The organism is Burkholderia sp. SRS-25, assembly GCF_004343765.1.
Taxonomy (GTDB): domain Bacteria; phylum Pseudomonadota; class Gammaproteobacteria; order Burkholderiales; family Burkholderiaceae; genus Burkholderia; species Burkholderia contaminans.
Genome location: NZ_PTXM01000020.1, coordinates 87924 through 105144, shown reverse-complemented (window position 1 = coordinate 105144; position 17221 = coordinate 87924). Strand labels below are relative to the sequence as shown.

12 protein-coding genes and 1 pseudogene are annotated in these 17221 nt (G+C 66.6%); 8 read left to right on the top strand and 5 right to left on the bottom strand.

All coding sequences use genetic code 11. The features are described from left to right. The first annotated feature begins 30 nt into the window (after nucleotides 1-30). Together C5O79_RS27055 and C5O79_RS27050 are read left to right on the top strand one after the other, a co-directional pair. Nucleotides 31-1785 (top strand): ABC transporter permease subunit, encoded by a 1755-nt coding sequence (locus tag C5O79_RS27055; protein WP_122476295.1) that lies wholly within the window; start codon nucleotides 31-33, stop codon nucleotides 1783-1785. A gap of 11 nt (nucleotides 1786-1796) precedes the next feature. Then, nucleotides 1797-3143 (top strand): nitrate/sulfonate/bicarbonate ABC transporter ATP-binding protein, encoded by a 1347-nt coding sequence (locus C5O79_RS27050; RefSeq protein ID WP_122476293.1) that lies wholly within the window; start codon nucleotides 1797-1799, stop codon nucleotides 3141-3143. Nucleotides 3144-3170: 27 nt separating this feature from the next. Here C5O79_RS27050 and C5O79_RS27045 read toward each other — a convergent pair whose 3' ends face one another. Then, nucleotides 3171-4049 carry a MurR/RpiR family transcriptional regulator gene (locus C5O79_RS27045; protein WP_122476291.1) on the bottom strand — a complete coding sequence of 293 codons (879 nt, stop codon included), beginning with the start codon at nucleotides 4047-4049 and terminating at the stop codon, nucleotides 3171-3173. Between the two features lie 363 nt (nucleotides 4050-4412). On the opposite strand from C5O79_RS27045, the gene ggt reads away from it, so the two are divergent. After that, the gene (gene ggt, locus C5O79_RS27040) at nucleotides 4413-6164 is read left to right on the top strand and encodes a gamma-glutamyltransferase (protein ID WP_122476289.1); all 1752 of its coding nucleotides are present in this window, start codon (nucleotides 4413-4415) and stop codon (nucleotides 6162-6164) included. A gap of 229 nt (nucleotides 6165-6393) precedes the next feature. Further along, on the top strand, nucleotides 6394-7722 hold the full coding sequence (locus tag C5O79_RS27035) for a dicarboxylate/amino acid:cation symporter (protein ID WP_046548237.1): 1329 nt from the start codon (nucleotides 6394-6396) through the stop codon (nucleotides 7720-7722). A gap of 29 nt (nucleotides 7723-7751) precedes the next feature. Here C5O79_RS27035 and C5O79_RS27030 read toward each other — a convergent pair whose 3' ends face one another. Both C5O79_RS27030 and C5O79_RS27025 read right to left on the bottom strand, forming a co-directional pair. Continuing rightward, nucleotides 7752-8150 carry a DUF3331 domain-containing protein gene (locus C5O79_RS27030; RefSeq protein ID WP_046548583.1) on the bottom strand — a complete coding sequence of 133 codons (399 nt, stop codon included), beginning with the start codon at nucleotides 8148-8150 and terminating at the stop codon, nucleotides 7752-7754. A 44-nt stretch (nucleotides 8151-8194) separates the two neighbouring features. Continuing rightward, nucleotides 8195-9487 (bottom strand): NAD(P)/FAD-dependent oxidoreductase, encoded by a 1293-nt coding sequence (locus tag C5O79_RS27025; protein ID WP_046548236.1) that lies wholly within the window; start codon nucleotides 9485-9487, stop codon nucleotides 8195-8197. Between the two features lie 149 nt (nucleotides 9488-9636). Between C5O79_RS27025 and C5O79_RS27020 the strand changes: the two genes are divergently transcribed. After that, entirely contained in the window at nucleotides 9637-10290 is a 654-nt protein-coding gene (locus C5O79_RS27020) for a TetR/AcrR family transcriptional regulator (RefSeq protein ID WP_047849702.1), read from the top strand. 86 nt (nucleotides 10291-10376) lie between these two features. On the opposite strand, the pseudogene C5O79_RS27015 reads toward C5O79_RS27020, so the two are convergent. Further along, a pseudogene (locus C5O79_RS27015) lies at nucleotides 10377-10503 on the bottom strand (LysR family transcriptional regulator); the annotation flags it as partial. Between the two features lie 194 nt (nucleotides 10504-10697). Further along, entirely contained in the window at nucleotides 10698-11177 is a 480-nt protein-coding gene (soxR, locus tag C5O79_RS27005; RefSeq protein ID WP_046548233.1) for a redox-sensitive transcriptional activator SoxR, read from the bottom strand. Between the two features lie 80 nt (nucleotides 11178-11257). Between soxR and C5O79_RS27000 the strand changes: the two genes are divergently transcribed. The 3 genes from C5O79_RS27000 to C5O79_RS26990 are packed head-to-tail and all read left to right on the top strand — an operon-like array spanning nucleotide 11258 to nucleotide 17182. Then, complete coding sequence (locus C5O79_RS27000) at nucleotides 11258-12487, top strand: efflux RND transporter periplasmic adaptor subunit (RefSeq protein ID WP_122476288.1); 1230 nt, start codon at nucleotides 11258-11260, stop codon at nucleotides 12485-12487. A 13-nt stretch (nucleotides 12488-12500) separates the two neighbouring features. Beyond that, nucleotides 12501-15674, top strand: a complete 3174-nt coding sequence (locus tag C5O79_RS26995) for a multidrug efflux RND transporter permease subunit (RefSeq protein ID WP_122476286.1) — start codon at nucleotides 12501-12503, stop codon at nucleotides 15672-15674. Then, nucleotides 15671-17182 (top strand): efflux transporter outer membrane subunit, encoded by a 1512-nt coding sequence (locus C5O79_RS26990; protein WP_122476283.1) that lies wholly within the window; start codon nucleotides 15671-15673, stop codon nucleotides 17180-17182. The genes C5O79_RS26995 and C5O79_RS26990 overlap by 4 nt, the downstream gene beginning before the upstream one ends. Nucleotides 17183-17221 lie beyond the last annotated feature (39 nt).

The following is a 17221-nucleotide window of genomic DNA, read 5'->3' as shown; positions in this document are numbered from 1 at the left end:
CGATTTTCAATTCAACACAAGACGCTACCGATGGATATCCGTTTCTTCGACCCGAACCGCACCGCGAATGCATCCGCGTGGCGCGTGCTCCCCAATCGCTGGGACGCGGTCGCGTTTCCGTTGATCATCGGCATACTCGCGATGGCGATCGTCGGCTTTCACGAGACGATGGCGCCGATCGGCGTGCTGAAGACGCAGAAGATCTCGCTCGATCCGTCGAACCTGCCCGAATACGCGTTGCGCACCACGTTGCGGATGCTCGCCGCGATGGTCGCATCGCTCACGTTTACGCTCGTCTACGGCACGCTTGCCGCGAAAAGCCGCCGCGCGGGCATGGTGCTGATCCCGATCCTCGACATCCTGCAGTCGGTGCCGGTGCTCGGCTACATTTCGTTTACCGTCACGTTCTTCCTCGCGCTGTTTCCGGGCCGCGTGCTCGGTGCGGAGCTGGCCGCGATCTTCGCGATCTTCACGAGCCAGGCGTGGAACATGACGTTCAGCTTCTACCAGTCGCTGCGCACGGTGCCGCGCGACCTGAGCGAAGTGTCGCGCGGTTTTCACCTGACGCCGTGGCAACGCTTCTGGAAGCTCGAGGTGCCGTTCTCGATGCCGGGCCTGATCTGGAACATGATGATGTCGATGTCGGGCGGCTGGTTCTTCGTCGTCGCATCGGAAGCGATCACCGTCGGCAACCAGACCATCACGCTGCCGGGCATCGGCGCCTATCTCGCGCAGGCGATCTCCGACAAGAATCTCGGCGCGGTGGGCTGGGTGATCGTCGCGATGTCGGTCGTGATCCTCGCCTATGACCAGTTCCTGTTCCGCCCGCTCGTCGCGTGGGCCGACAAGTTCCGGATGGAGAACACCGCGTCGGGCGATGCGCCGCAATCCTGGCTGCTCGACATGATGCGCCGCACGCACCTGATCCATCAGCTGCTCGTGCCGGCCGGCTGGCTGCTGTCGCAGGCCGCGCGGATTCCGCTGCGCTTTCCGTCGCAAAAAGGCACGCGTGCGCGCGGTGCATCGTCGCGCGGCACGTCGCGCATCGGCGACATCGTGTGGGGCGCGTTCGTGATCCTGCTGACGGTGTACGTCGTGTGGCGTGTCGTCACGTTCGTCGCGACCGGCGTGACGATGGGCGAAGTCGGGCACGTGCTCGTGCTCGGTCTCATCACGCTGCTGCGCGTGCTGATCCTGATCGCGATCGCATCGGTGATCTGGGTGCCGCTCGGCGTGCTGATCGGCTTGCGGCCGGCGCTGGCCGAAAAGATCCAGCCGCTCGCGCAGTTCCTCGCCGCGTTCCCGGCGAACCTGCTGTTTCCGGTGTTCGTGATCGTGATCGTCCACTTCCACCTGAACGCGGACATCTGGCTGTCGCCGCTGATCGTGCTCGGCACGCAGTGGTACATCCTCTTCAACGTGATCGCCGGCGCGATGTCCTATCCGAACGACTACAAGGAAGCGACGAAGAATTTCCGCATCCGTGGCTGGCAGTGGTGGCGGCAGGCGATCCTGCCCGGCATCTTCCCGTACTACGTGACGGGTGCCATCACCGCATCGGGCGGCGCGTGGAACGCGAGCATCGTGTCCGAGTTCGTGCAGTGGGGTGACACGAAGGTCGTCGCGCACGGCCTGGGTTCGTATATCGCGCAGACCACCGCCGCCGGCGATTTCCCGAAGATCATCCTGGGCATCGCCGTGATGTCCCTGTTCGTTACCCTGTTCAACCGTCTGCTGTGGCGTCCGATGTACGCCTATGCGGAATCCCGGCTCCGTCTCGATTGAGAGTAAGCGCGATGCAAAATTCGACCGTTGTCAACGCCCCCGCCAAGACGTCCCAGCCGCTGCAGCCGCCGCGCCTCGGCGACGAAATCCTGCGCGTCGAGCACGTGAACCGCGGCTTCAACAAGTCGCAGGGCGAATTGCTCGTGCTCGACGATGCGAACCTGTCGCTGCGCGAAGGCGAGATCGTCGGGCTGCTTGGCCGTTCCGGTTCGGGCAAGTCGACGCTGCTGCGCATCATCGCCGGGCTGATCGAGCCGACCGGCGGCGAGGTGACCTATCTCGGCCAGCCGCTGCGCGGGCCGGCCGAAGGCGTCGCGATGGTGTTCCAGACCTTCGCGCTGTTCCCGTGGCTCACCGTGCTGCAGAACGTGGAAGCGGGCCTCGAGGCGCTCGGCGTCGGCGCGCGCGAGCGGCGCGAACGCGCGCTGGCCGCGATCGACCTGATCGGCCTCGACGGCTTCGAGAACGCGTACCCGCGCGAACTGTCGGGCGGCATGCGCCAGCGCGTGGGCTTTGCGCGCGCGCTCGTCGTCGACCCGACGATCCTGCTGATGGACGAACCGTTCTCCGCACTCGACGTGCTGACGGCCGAGACGCTGCGTACCGACCTGCTCGATCTGTGGACGCAAGGCCGGATGCCGATCAAGTCGGTGCTGATCGTCACGCACAACATCGAGGAAGCGGTGTTCATGTGCGACCGGATCCTCGTGCTGTCGTCGAACCCGGGCCGCGTGATCGCCGAGATCAAGGTGCCGTTCAAGCATCCGCGCAACCGGCTCGACACCGATTTCCGCAAGCTCGTCGACGACATCTACGCGAAGATGACCGCGCGTCAGACCAACGAGGCGACGAAGAAGGGGCTGGAGCTCGGCAGCTGGCTGCCGCAGGTGTCGACCAACCTGATGGCCGGCCTGATCGAAACGCTCGCGATGGCGCCATACCATGGCCGCGCGGACATGCCGGAAATCGCGCGCACGCTGCATCTGGAAGTCGACGATCTGTTCCCGATCGCCGAAGTGCTGCAGCATCTCGGTTTCGCTGACGTGCGGGAAGGGGACGTGTTCCTGACGCCGCCTGCGCGCGTGTTCGCGGAATTCGGCACGCAGGAGCGCAAGCTGATGTTCGCGGATCATTTGCTGAAGCACGTGCCGCTTGCTGCGCGTATTCGGAAGGTGTTGAACGAGCGCCCGGGCCATCGCGCGCCGCGCGTGCGGTTCGAGCAGGAGCTGGAGGATTTCCTGTCGGACGAAGCGGCTGAGGAGACGCTCGACGCGGTGATCGACTGGGGGCGTTACGGGGAAGTGTTCTCGTATAACGACAAGACGGAGGTGTTCAGCCTCGAGGATGTCGAGAGCTGAAGCCGTCGCCCGAATGGCGAGCCATCGTCATTCGGGCAAATCGCGCTGGTTGGTGTCCTGCCCGATGCCGCCGGTGTTGAGATGTTCGATCTTCTCCATCCGCTGCCTTGCCAGCTCCGGCAGTTGATTCGTCACACCGATCACGAGCGCTTCGGCGAGCGCGAGCGCCGGGACGTTCGTCTGAAGCATCGCAAACGGCTGCCCCCGGATCCGCAGCACGATCTCGGCAAATTCGCCGATCGGCGAGTGCCATTCGTCCGTGATCAGCAGCACGCGTGTGCCGAGTTGGTGAGCGGCCTGCGCGAACCGGATGCTGTCCCGCTGATAGCGACGGAAATCGAAAATGACGAGCACGTCGCCGGGCCCCATGTCCGCCAGCGCGACCGACGCGAGGTTCACGTTCGGTTCGACATACTGAACATGGGGCCGCGCATAGGCGAGGGTGAACGAAAACAGCGACGCGAGCGGCGCCGTGTAGCGCCCGCCACCGCAGAAGACACGCACATCCGGATTCGCCAGCAGCGCCACCGCGGCGTCGAACGCCGCCGCATCGAGCCCTTCGATCGTCGTGGCCAGCGACTCGGACAGCCGCTGGAAAATCGCCGAATGACTGTCGCGCATGCCCGCGGACGAATGGAACGCATCCATCCGCGCAAGCGGCGAGTTCATCGCCGTGTCGATCTCGCCGTACAGCGCCTGCTGGAACGACGAGTAATTCGGAAAGCCGATCCGGACGACAAAGCGAAACACGGTCGGATCGCTCACTTCCGCCTGTTTGGCAAAGCTCGCAATCGGCCCGAGCCCGAGGCTCGGGTAGCGGTCCAGCAACGCCTGCGCGACCTTCTGTTCCGACGGCGTGAAGCTATCCATCTGGGATAACAGCAACGCCCTGATGCTCGTCCCCATCGGGCACTCCAACTCTCGTATCTGAATGACAAACGGCAGACGGGTGTCTGCCGGCGACTCCGTGCATGTTAGCCGATCGACGTCAGGCAGGCCGTGCACGCTCCGAAATTAGAGGGACGCATCGCTCGGTGGGCCGGCTCACTCCATGCTGTAATAAAACAAACATTGATAAATGAGCGATTCGGCGAATATTCGTTCCATGTTCAGTGATAACCCTAGGTTTTTGCGCAAAAAAGCGAGTGCTATGATCGCGGCCTCGCTGGAATGTATTGTTTATTACATGTTCGATTGACGCTTCGACACACCTCGATGCGGCGTCGCGTTCCGGCATGCCACGGTTTCATTTGTCTGGAGGATCCCGTCATGAGGCGGCTCGTAGTACTCACCCTGTTGTCGGCCATGAGCGTGTGCGCGTTCGCGGCATCGGACCCCGCGGTCGAAGCGAAGAACGGCATGGTCGTTTCGTCGCAGCATTTCGCGTCGCAAATCGGCGTCGACATCCTGAAGGCAGGCGGCAACGCGGTGGACGCCGCGGTGGCGGTCGGCTACGCGCAAGCGGTGACCAATCCGTGCTGCGGCAACATCGGCGGCGGCGGTTTCATGACCGTGCACCTGGCCGACGGCCGCGACCGCTTCATCAATTTCCGCGAAACCGCGCCGGCTGCGGCTTCCGCGAACATGTATCTCGACGCGAAGGGCAACGTCATTCCGGACGACAGCCTGTACGGCTATCGCGCGGTCGGCGTGCCGGGCACGGTTGCCGGCCTCGATCTCGCGCAGCGCAAGTACGGCAAGCTGACGCGCAAGCAGGTGATGGAGCCGGCGATCCGGCTCGCGCGCGACGGCTTCGTGCTGACGCGTGGCGATACGGACATCCTCGACACGACGATCGACCGCTTCAGGAAGGACCCGGATGCGGCCCGCATCTTCCTGCGGCCGGACGGCACGCCGCTGCAGCCGGGCGACCGCCTGGTGCAGAAGGACCTGGCCCGCACGCTCGAGCGCATCGCGGAGCAGGGGCCCGACGCGTTCTATCACGGCGAGATCCCGAAGATCGTCGAGGCGGCGGCCAAAAAGGGCGGCGGCCTGATCACGGCGGCCGATTTCGCGTCATACCGCGCGCAGGACATGGCGCCCCTGACGTGCACGTATCGCGGCTACGAGCTCGTGTCGGCCCCGCCGCCGAGCTCGGGCGGCGTGACGATGTGCGAAACGCTGAACATCCTCGAAGGGTACGACATGCGCAAGCTTGGCTACCATTCGGCCGCGGCGGTGCACTACATGACCGAAGCGATGCGCCACGCGTATGAAGATCGCAACACGCTGCTCGGCGACCCGAACTTCATCGACAACCCGGTCGCGAAGCTGACGAGCAAGGAATACGCGGCGCAGATCCGCAAGAGCATCCATTCGGATACGGCGACGCCGTCGGTCGACGTGCAGCCGGGTGTCGGCGTGCACGAGAAGCCGGAGACGACCCACTACTCGATCATCGACAAGGACGGCAACGCGGTGTCGACGACCTACACGGTCAACGGCCGCTTCGGCGCCGTGGTCATCGCGCCGGGTACGGGCTTCTTCCTGAACGACGAGATGGACGACTTCACCGTGAAGGTCGGCGCGCAGAACCTGTTCGGCCTCGTGCAGGGCACGCGCAACTCGATCGCGCCGGGCAAGCGTCCGTTGTCGTCGATGGCGCCGACCATCGTGAAGAAGGACGGCAAGGTGTTCATGGTGGTCGGTTCGCCGGGCGGCTCGCGCATCATCACGATCACGCTGCAGACGGTGCTGAACGTGATCGACTACGGGATGACGCCGCAGGACGCGGTCACCGCGCCGCGCATCCACCACCAGTGGCTGCCCGACGAGGTCTATTACGAAACCTACGGCCTGTCGCCCGACACGCTCGCGATCCTGCGCAACATGGGCTACAAGATGGTCGAGCAGACGCCGTGGGGTGCCGCCGAACTGATCATGGTCGGCCTGCCGGGCACCGAAGCGGCGAGCCGCCAGAGCTCCGGGAACGATTCGTCGGTATCCGGGAACGTGCGGGTCGGCTTCATCTACGGCTACAACGACCCGCGCCGTCCGGCCGGCTCCGCAATCGGTTACTGATCTGACCTGATCGCTTCATGCTGAATCGCTGCCCCGCAACGGCGTTCGCTCTCGCGCGAATGCCATTGCGGCGGCAGCACGTCGGTTCGCGGAGATCCGCGAGCCCGACCGGCGCCGGCGCTCGTGCCCGATACACCGGGCACGACCGGCTCGCCACGCGCGCACCCTGGCACGGCATGGGACGCGCGCCTTTCATCCGTCAACTTCTTCCCGTGCGTCGACTTCCGATATGAATAAACGAATGTCCGCGGCAGGCTGGATCCTGCTCGCAATGGCGGCCGGCATCCTGATCGGCTACATGATCTATACGCAGCTGCCGGACAAACAGTCGGCGGCGGAAATCGCCGGCTACATCTCGCTGGTGTCCGACGTGTTCCTGCGGCTGATCAAGATGGTGATCGGCCCGCTGGTGTTCTCGACGCTGGTCGTCGGCATCGCGCACATGGGCGACGCGTCGTCGGTGGGCCGCGTGTTCGTGAAGGCGCTCGGGTGGTTCGTCACCGCGTCGTTGATCTCGCTGCTGCTCGGCCTGCTGATGGCGAACCTGCTGCGTCCGGGCGAGAACCTCGGGCTGCCGCTGCCGGATATCGGCGCGTCCGCGCATCTGGCGACGTCCAAGTTCACGCTGAAGGATTTCGTCGGTCACATGGTGCCGAAGTCGATCGCGGAAGCGATGGCGAACAACGAGATCCTGCAGATCGTCGTGTTCTCGATGTTCTTCGGCGTGGCGCTCGCGTCGCTCGGCGAACGCGGCAAGATTCTCGTCGCGGCGATCGACCAGCTCGCGCACGTGATGCTGAAGATCACCGGCTACGTGATGAAGCTCGCGCCGCTCGCGGTGCTGGCGGCGATGGCGTCGACCGTCGCGATCAACGGCCTGTCGATCCTGCTGAAGTTCGCGGTGTTCATGGGCGACTTCTACCTGAGCCTGTTCCTGCTGTGGGGCACGCTCGTCGCCGCCGGCCTGCTGTTCCTCGGCCGACGCGTGTTCAAGCTGCTGGTGCTGATCAAGGAAGCGTTCATGCTGTCGTTCGCGACCGCGAGCTCGGAAGCCGCGTATCCGAAGATCCTCGATGCGCTCGACCGTTTCGGCGTGCGCCGCAAGATCTCGAGCTTCGTGATGCCGATGGGCTATTCGTTCAACCTCGACGGCTCGATGATGTACTGCACGTTCGCGTCGCTGTTCATCGCGCAGGCCTACGGCATTCACCTGTCGCTCGGCACGCAGGTCACGATGCTGCTGATCCTGATGCTGACGTCGAAAGGCATGGCCGGCGTGCCGCGCGCGTCGCTCGTCGTGATCGCCGCGACGCTGCATCAGTTCAACATCCCGGAAGCGGGGCTTTTGCTGATTCTCGGCGTCGATACGTTCCTCGACATGGGCCGTTCGGCCACGAACGCGGTGGGCAACTCGATCGCCAGCGCGGTGGTCGCGAAATGGGAAGGCGAACTGATGCCGGAAGCGGAAGCCGAAGCGAATGCGGCACGGCTGGATGCGGAAGCCGAAGCACGCATGAACGAGGCGGTTCGCGATACGGATCGCGTCACCTCTGCCTGAAGCAGGGCCCCGGGTCGAATCCCGGGCTTTCAGGCCGCCTCGGCGGGGCGGGCCGCGTCGAGGCACGCGGCCAGCACCATCGCGGCGGCGTTGCCCGGCGTCGAGCCGAGCAATTGCGGCGCATAGACGCTGTCGCCGATCTCGATCGGCTGCCCCGACAGCGCACACACGCCGCGCTTGCGCGTGGTGAACAGCCGCCACTTCTGATAACCGTAATGCCCGGTGCATGCGTCGCGCCAGGAAATCATCACCGTGTCGGCCGTGGGCCGCTCGAGCACGCTGATGGACGGCTTGCTCGTCGCGTCCCACGACGGCAGCCGGTCGCGCGTGACGCTGCGCCGCCGCGGCGCCCCCCACGAGACGGACGGCATGTCGAAGCTGCTGATCGCTGCGACGGTCATGAGCCAGGGTGCCAAACGGTTGTTCATGTCGGTTTTCCTCGAAACGTTGTGCAACACCGCCACGCGCGGCATCACGAGAGCCGGATGCGCGGCTGCACGCAGCCGTTGATCCGTTCGGCGATCCACAGCAGGGTCGCCTTGGAGAAGCCGTGCAGCGCCTGCTGGTGCCGCCGGTAAAGCATCAGGTGGCTGAACTGCGCGAAACGGCCCTGGATGAAGCCGCCGCGAAAGAACCCGAACTGCCCGAGCGTGCCGAACGCGTCGTAGTCGCTGATCGACACGAGCGCGCCGAAATCGTGGAATGCGAACGGCGGAATCGGCTGGCCGTCGAGCCACGCGGGCAGGTGCTTTGCAAGATGCTCGGCCTGCTGCGTCGCGACTTGCGCGGTGGGCGGCAGCGGCCGCTCGTGCCCGTCGGGCAGCAGGCTCGCGCAGTCGCCGATCGCGAACACGTGCTCGTCGCCGGTGGCCTGCAGCGTCGGCCCGACGACGATCTGGTTCGCGCGATTCGTGTCGAGCCCGTCGAGCGCCTGCATGAAATCGGGCGCCTTCACGCCGGCTGCCCAGACCATCAGGTCCGCTTCCGCAAACGAACCGTCGCCGTAGTGAAAGCCGTTCGCGTCGGCCGATGTGACGCGGGTGGACGTCAGCACATGAAAGCCGATCTGTTCGAGCCGCCGCTGCGCCGATGCGGAAATTCGCGGCGGAAACGCGGCGAGGATGCGTGGGCCGCTCTCGAGCAGCGTGAGCTGCAGCCGCTCGCGCACCGTCGCGTCGCCATACGCCTGTGCTACTTCCAGCAAGCGGCTCAGCTCCGCCGCGAGTTCCACGCCGGTCGCGCCGGCGCCGACGATGGCGACGCGGAACGGCTCGTCACGCGCGATGCTGCGAAATACGCGCATCCGCAATGCTTCGTTGAAGGTCTCGGCCTGCTTCTGGCTGTCGATGAAATAGCAGTGCTCGCGCACGCCCGGCACGCCGAAATCGTTGGCCTGGCTGCCGAGCGCGAGGATCAGCACGTCGTATTCGAGTTCGCGTGCCTCGAGCACGAGTTCGCCGTCCTGCGAGCGGATCTCGCCGAGCTGCACGCGGCGGCGCGCGCGATCGAGCCCCGTCAGTTCGCCGGGCTGGTACGCGTAGCCGTGATCACGTGCATGGGCGAGGAAGATCACCTGTTGCTGCTGCACGTCGCGCGTACCGGCCGCTATCGTGTGCAGCATCGGCTTCCAGATGTGGGTCGGGCTGCGGTCGACGATGGTGACCTGGGCGCGCCCGGACCGGCCGAGGCGCTCGCCCAGGCGGGTGGCGAGCTGCAGGCCGGCGATGCCGCCACCGACGATGACGATGCGTGTAGGGGTTGTCATGTATAAATCATCACGTGATGAATAAGGTATGATCCTAGCGCTTCCCGGCTTCGCGTGTCAACGGAGCGGGGCAGGTCACCCGATGTTCGGCGCCGCTCGAGCGGGGCCAGAACAGGGTTATCCGAATCATTCAAGGAGAGCAGGAAGACGTGGCTGAAGTCACTGAACGCGAGCCGGCCAAGCGCCGGATGCGAGGACGGCCGCTGGCCGGGGCGTCCGTGGGGCCGGACGTGATATTGCGGGCGGCGCGCCGAACCTTTGCGAAGCGTGGCTACGACGCGACGAGCGTGCGCGAAGTCGCGCGCGAGCTGGGGGTCGACGCGGCGCTGATCGCGCACCATTTCGGGACGAAGGAAACGCTGTGGCTGGCGGTCGTCGAGCAGATCGTCGAGCTGGCTCAACCGATGTTCGACGCGATGCGCGCGCTGCGCACGTCGTCGCTGCCGCATCGCGAGCGTGTGCGGCGCGCGATCGAGCTGTGCGTCGAGCACGAGTTCGACGAGCCCGACCTGGGCATGTTTTTCTCGACGGCGGCGACCGAGGAGGGCGGGCGGCTCGACCGGTTGCAGGAGCGGCTCGTCCGCCCGTACCGTGACGTGATGTTCCCGCTGCTGGCGGAGGCAGTGGAAGCCGGCGAGATTCGCGCGGCGGATCCCGACGTGCTGTTCTTCATGGTCGCGAGCGCGGTCGGCTCGGCCGTGTCGTACAGCCACATGATTCGCGAGTTCACGTCGCTGCCCACGCGGCAGCAGGAATTCAAGCAGGCCGTGCTCACGGTCGCGCTCAACATCCTCGGCGGCTGAGCGCCGCGCGGGCGGTCACGTCACCAGCGCGAGCCCCTGTTCGCGCACCGCGTGGCGCGTGGTGTCGCGCAGCGCGTCGACGCCCGCTCGTCCTCGAGCTTGCGTATCGCTGCGCTGAGGCGGCTGCGCCATGTGCAGCCGCTCGGCCGCGCGCCGGAAGCTGAACGTGTCGGCGACCGCGATGAACCGCCTGAACTGGCGCAGATCGATCAGCGATACCTTTCGCGTACCGCTGGATCACTGAATTCTTGTTTTACCTATCGCACTGCGCTGCCCAGAATTCCAATGTCATCGATTGTCAACTTTAGGGAGGGCGGATCCAGCGGCCTCGGGTTCGCGATTGCGCGCCGGCCGATCGAAGACGGGAACCGCGTGGCGATCGTCGCGCGCCGCGCCCGGCCCGCCGGTCATTCGATATCCGTGGGCGGCTTGTCGCCGAGCCAGCGCCGCGCGCCGGGCCCGTTGCGGCCCGCGCGGTCTTCCGGGTTCGTCAGCTTGCAGCGCTTCAGCGACAGGCAGCCGCAGCCGATGCATTCGTCGAGGTTGATGTAAAGGCGCTGCAGCTCCTCGATCCGGCTCGCGACGCGCTGCTTCCAGCCGCGCGACAGCCGCTGCCAGTCCTTGTTGCTCGGCGCGGTGTCGGCGGGCAGGCTGACGAGCTGCTCGGCGATCTCGTCGAGCGAATAGCCGATCTTCTGCGCGAACACGATGAACGCGATCAGCCGCAGCACCGCGCGCGAATAGTGACGATGGCTCGAGCCGTTGCGATGCGACTTGATCAGCCCGCGCGTTTCATAGAACCGCAGTGTCGACGCCGGCACGCCGCTGCGCGCGGCCACTTCGCGGATCGACATCAGCGGCCATTGCGGTGTTTCCTGGATACCCATGTTGCCCCTCCGGGAAAACTTGACTTGAAGTTAACTTCAACTTTTATGCTGCGCGTCAGTTTAACCCGTCGCGAGGCATCATGCTCTCCTTATCCCTACGCAGGACGTCGCCTTTGGGCGCGGCCTGTGCACTCCTGCTGGCGTTGTCGGGCTGTCACGACGGCAAAGGCGCATCGTCGGCCCAATCCCTTCCGGAAGTCGGCATCGCCACCATCGTGCCGCGCACGATCCGCCTCGCGGACGAATTCAACGGACGCGTCGAAGCCGTCGACGCGGTCGAACTGCGGCCGCGCGTGAGCGGCTATCTGCAGCGCGTCGCCTACAAGGAAGGCGACCTGGTCGCGCAGGGCGCACTGCTGTTCGAGATCGACCCGCGCCCGTACCGGATCGCGCTCGATCGCGCGAACGCGCAGCTGCAACGGGCCCGTGCGGCTGCGAGCCTCGCGAACGTGCAGCTCAAGCGCGTGCAGACGCTGATCGATGCGCATGCGACGTCGCAGGAAGAACTCGACAATGCGCGCGCCACGGCCGAGCAGGCGCGTGCGGACCTGCAGGCGGCCGACGCGGCCGTCGCCGACGCGAAGCTCAATCTCGGCTTCACCGAAGTGCGCGCGCCGATCGCGGGCCGCGTCGGCCGCGCGGTCGCCACCGTCGGCAACCTGGCGCGCGCGGACGACACGCTGCTGACGACCGTCGTGTCGCAGAACCCTGTCTACGTGTATTTCGACTGCGACGAACAGAGCTACCTGCGCTACAACGCGCGGCGCGCCGATCCGAAATATCGCGCGATCGGCGCCGATCCGGTGCGCGTGGGCCTCGCGAACGAGACGGGTTTCCCGCATGCGGGCACCGTCGATTTCCTCGACAACCGGCTCGATCCGCAGACCGGCACGATCCGCGCGCGCGTGCGGCTGCCGAATGCGGACCATACGTTTACGCCGGGACTGTATGCGCGCGTGCAACTCGTCAGCGGCCGCGACCAGGATGCGCTGCTCGTCGACGACAAGGCCGTGCTCACCGACCAGGACCGCAAGTACGTGTACGTGATCGGGCCCGGCGACAAGGCGCTGCGCCGAGACGTGACGATCGGCCGCGGGGTGGAGGGCGAGCGGATCATCGAGAAGGGGATCCAGGCGGGCGACCGCGTGGTCGTCGACGGCATCCAGCGGATCTACTATCCGGGCGCGCAGGTGAAGCCGAAGGCGCTGCCTGCGCGCGCCGACGCCGGTGCCGGCAATGGCGCGGGCACCGGCCCGGGCAACGGCACGCAGGCCGTCGCCGATGCCGGCGCGCCAGCGGCCGCGCAGTAACGGGAGACAGCCAATGGATTTCTCCCGATTCTTCATCGACCGGCCGATCTTCGCGGTCGTGCTGTCGATCGTCATCTTCGCGATCGGCCTGATCTCGATCCCGATGCTGCCCGCCGGCGAATACCCGGAAGTCGTGCCGCCGAGTGTCGTCGTGCGTGCGACGTACCCGGGCGCGAACCCGAAGGAAATCGCCGAATCGGTCGCCGAACCGCTGGAAGAGGCGATCAACGGCGTCGAAGGGATCATGTACATGAAGTCGGTCGCCGGTTCGGACGGCAGCCTGCAGGTCGTCGTCACGTTCCTGCAGGGCGTCGATCCCGACACGGCCGCCGTGCGCGTGCAGAACCGCGTGAGCCAGGCGTTGTCGCGCCTGCCCGACGAGGTGCGCCAGTACGGCGTGACCACGCAGAAGCAGTCGCCCACGCCGCTGATGTACGTGAGCCTCTATTCGCCGGACAACAGCCGCGATTCGCTGTATCTGCGCAACTACCTGACGCTGCACGTGAAGGACGAGCTGTCGCGGCTCACCGGGATCGGTGACGTCGGCGTGTATGGGTCCGGCGACTATGCGATGCGGCTGTGGCTCGACCCGAACCGGCTCGCGTCGCGCGGGCTGACCGCGAGCGACGTGATCGCCGCCGTGCGCGAGCAGAACGTGCAGGTGTCGGCCGGCCAGCTCGGCGCGGAGCCGTCGCCGAAGAAAAACGACTTCCTGCTGTCGATCAACGTGCGCGGCCGGCTGCGCACGGTGCAGGAGTTCGGCGACATCGTGCTGCGCACCGGCGACGACGGGCAGGTGGTGAAACTGTCCGACGTCGCGCGCGTCGAGCTCGGCGCGGGCGACTACACGCTGCGCTCGTACTTCAACGACAAGCCATCGGCCGTGGTCGGTATCTTCCTGTCGCCGGGCGCGAACGCGCTCGAGGTCGCGAAGGCCGTGTATGCGAAGTTCGACGAGCTGTCGAAGCGCTTCCCGCCCGGCGTCGCGTACCGGCCCGTGTGGGATCCGACGGTGTTCGTGCGCGAATCGATCCGCGCGGTGCAGCACACGCTGATCGAGGCCGTCGTGCTGGTCGTGCTCGTCGTGATCCTGTTCCTGCAGACGTGGCGCGCGTCGATCATTCCGCTCGTCGCGGTGCCCGTCTCGGTGGTCGGCACGTTCGCGTGGCTCTATCTGCTCGGCTATTCGATCAACACATTGACGCTGTTCGGGCTCGTGCTCGCGATCGGGATCGTCGTCGACGATGCGATCGTGGTCGTCGAGAACGTCGAGCGCAACATCGCGCAGGGCCTGAGCCCGCGTGATGCCGCGCATCAGGCGATGCGCGAGGTGTCGGGGCCGATCGTCGCGATCGCGCTCGTGCTGTGCGCGGTGTTCGTGCCGATGGCGTTCATGTCGGGCGTCACGGGCCAGTTCTACCGGCAGTTCGCGGTGACGATCGCGATTTCGACGGTGATCTCCGCGATCAACTCGCTGACGTTGTCGCCCGCGCTCGCGGCGAAACTGCTGCGTCCGCACGATGCGCCGAAGGATGCGCTCACGCGCGGGCTCGATCGCGCGTTCGGCTGGCTGTTCCGTCCGTTCAATCGCTTCTTCGACCGCAGTTCCGACCGCTATCACGGCTTCGTCGGCCGCACGCTGAAGCGGCGCGGCGTGGTGTTTGCGGTCTATGCCGTGCTGCTTGCGGCCACCGCGCTGCTGCTCAACGCGGTGCCGGGCGGCTTCATCCCCGTGCAGGACAAGCTGTACCTGTTCGCGGGTGCGAAGCTGCCGGAAGGCGCGTCGCTCGCGCGCACCAGCGAGGTGACCGAGCAGATGACGAAGATCGCGCTCGGCACCGACGGTGTCGAGATGGTGCCGGCGTTTGCCGGGCTGAACGCGCTGCAGGGCGTGAACACGCCGAACATCACGAACTCGTACGTAATCCTGAAGCCGTTCGACCAGCGCCACCGCAGCGCCGCGCAGATCAACGCGGACCTGAACGCGCGCTTCGCGGCCATCGGCGGCGGCATCACCTATGCGCTGATGCCGCCGCCGATCCAGGGCCTCGGCAACGGCTCGGGCTACTCGCTGTACCTTGAGGATCGCGGCGGGCTCGGCTACGGCGCGTTGCAGAACGCGCTCAGCGCGTTCCAGGCCGCGGTTGCCAAGACGCCGGGGATGAGCTACCCGGTCAGCTCGTACCAGGCGAACATCCCACAGCTCGAGGTGAAGGTCGACCGGTTGAAGGCGAAGGCGCAGGGCGTCGCGCTGACCGACCTGTTCAGCACGCTGCAGGTCTATCTCGGCTCGATGTACGTGAACGACTTCAACCTGTTCGGCCGCGTGTACCGCGTGATGGTGCAAGCGGATGCCGGCCACCGGCAGACGGCCGCCGACATCGCGAACCTGCGCACGCGCAACGCGAAGGGCGAGATGGTGCCGATCGGCTCGATGGTGACGGTGGCGCCCGCGTACGGGCCCGACCCGGTCGTTCGCTACAACGGCTATCCGGCCGCGAACCTGATCGGCGACGCCGATCCGAAGGTGATGTCGTCGTCGCAGGCGATCGGGAAGCTGCAGCAGATCGCGAAGGACGTGTTGCCGCCGGGCATCACGCTCGAATGGACCGACCTCAGCTACCAGCAGGTCACGCAGAGCAACGCGGCGATCGTCGTGTTCCCGCTTGCGGTGATGCTCGTGTTCCTCGTGCTCGCGTCGCTGTACGAGAGCTGGACGCTGCCGCTCGCGGTGATCCTGATCGTGCCCGTATGCATCTGCGCCGCGCTGTTCGGCGTGTGGCTGTCGGGCGGCGACAACAACGTGTTCGTGCAGGTCGGCCTCGTCGTGCTGATGGGGCTGGCATGCAAGAACGCGATCCTGATCGTCGAGTTCGCGCGCGAGCTCGAAATCCAGGGCAAGGGCGTGATCGAAGCCGCGCTCGAAGCGTGCAAGCTGCGGCTGCGACCGATCGTGATGACGTCGGTCGCGTTCATCGCGGGCTCGGTGCCGCTCCTGATCGGCGGCGGCGCGGGCAGCGAAGTACGCGCGGCCACCGGCATCACCGTGTTCGCGGGGATGCTGGGCGTGACGCTGTTCGGGCTGTTCCTGACGCCCGTGTTCTATGTGGCGATCCGCAAGCTCGCGGGCGGCACGCCGGCCGTGTGGAGCGAACACCACGGCACCCTCGAAGGAGAAAACCGATGAGCGCCGCTTTTCGTCTTTCCGCGCTCGCGATGTCGGTGACGCTCGCCGCGTGCGCGGTCGGCCCCGATTTCAAGCGGCCCGACACGGCCGTGGCCGCGCGGTTCGCACGCGATGCGCATCCGGCGGCGCCGTCCGGTACGACACCGGATACGCCGCCCGACGCGTCGGCCGATGCCGATGCCGCGTTCTGGCACGGCTTCGGCGATCCGGTGCTCACGCATCTGATCGACACGGCGCTCGCGGCGAACCAGGACCTGCAGGTCGCCGTGTCGCGCTACGACGCGTCGAATGCGCTGCTGTCGCAGGCCACGTTCGATCGTTACCCGACGATCACCGCGAGCGGGCAGATCGGCCATCAGCTGATGAGCAAGGACCAGGCGTTCGGTGCGCCGCGCAGCCAGCGCGACAATCCGACGTCCAGCGTCGGGATCAACGCCGCGTGGGAGCTCGACCTGTTCGGCCGCGTGCGTCGTTCGATCGAGTCGCAGCGTGCGGAAACGGCCGCCAGCGCGGCGGACGTGCGCGCGGTGCGCGTCGCGATCGCCGGCGAAGTGGCGAGCACGTACGTCGATCTGCGCGGCTCGCAGGAGCGGCTGCGGATCGCGCGCGAGAATGCCGACAACCAGAAGCAGACGCTCGCGCTGATCAATGCGCGCGTCGGTGCGGGGAGAGGGTCCGAACTCGATGCGGCGCGGGCGCGCGCGCAGTACGAATCGACGACGTCGCGGATTGCCGTGTACGAAGCGGTGATCGGCGTCGACGAGCACCGGCTCGCGGTGCTGACCGGGCAGACGCCGGACGCACTGATCGGCCGCTTCGATCTTTCGAAGGCAGCCGCGGCGGCGGGCACACCGGTGCCGCTGCCGGCGTTGGCCGCCGACATCGATCCCGGCACGCCGGGCGACCTGCTGCGGCGTCGGCCCGACGTCGCGGCCGCCGAGGCGCGGCTGCACGCGGCGACCGCACGCGTCGGCGTCGCGACGGCCGACCTGTTTCCGCGTTTCACGCTGTCAGGGCTGCTCGGCAGCGCGACGAGCAGTTACGGGTTCTTCCGCGCGGGCAGCGACACGAACCTGATTGCGCTAGGCATCGACTGGTCGTTCCTCGACGTCGGCCGCGTACGTGCGCGGATCGCCGCGAGCGATGCGGAAGCGGCCGGGCAGCTCGCGCAGTACCGGCAGACCGTGCTCGGGGCGCTGGAGGAAACGGAGAACGCGCTGCTGCGCGCTGCGCGTACGCGTGACGAGACGGGCCATCTCGTGCAGGCCGCGACCGACAGCGCGCGTGCCGCGCAACTGGCGCAGGCGCGGTTTTCGGCGGGCGCGATCGACTACTACGAAGTGCTCGACGCGCAACGCACGCTGCTCCAGGCACAGGATGCGGCGGCCGACGGGCTGATGCGCAGCGCGTCGTCGACGGTGGCGTTGTACAAGGCGCTGGCGGGCGGCTGGCCGTCGGGAACGGGGCAGGGCCGGCAGCAAAGCCCGCTCGCGCAGGCGGGGCAGTAGCGCGGGCAGGACGCTGGCGCGGCAGGCCGGGCAATCCTG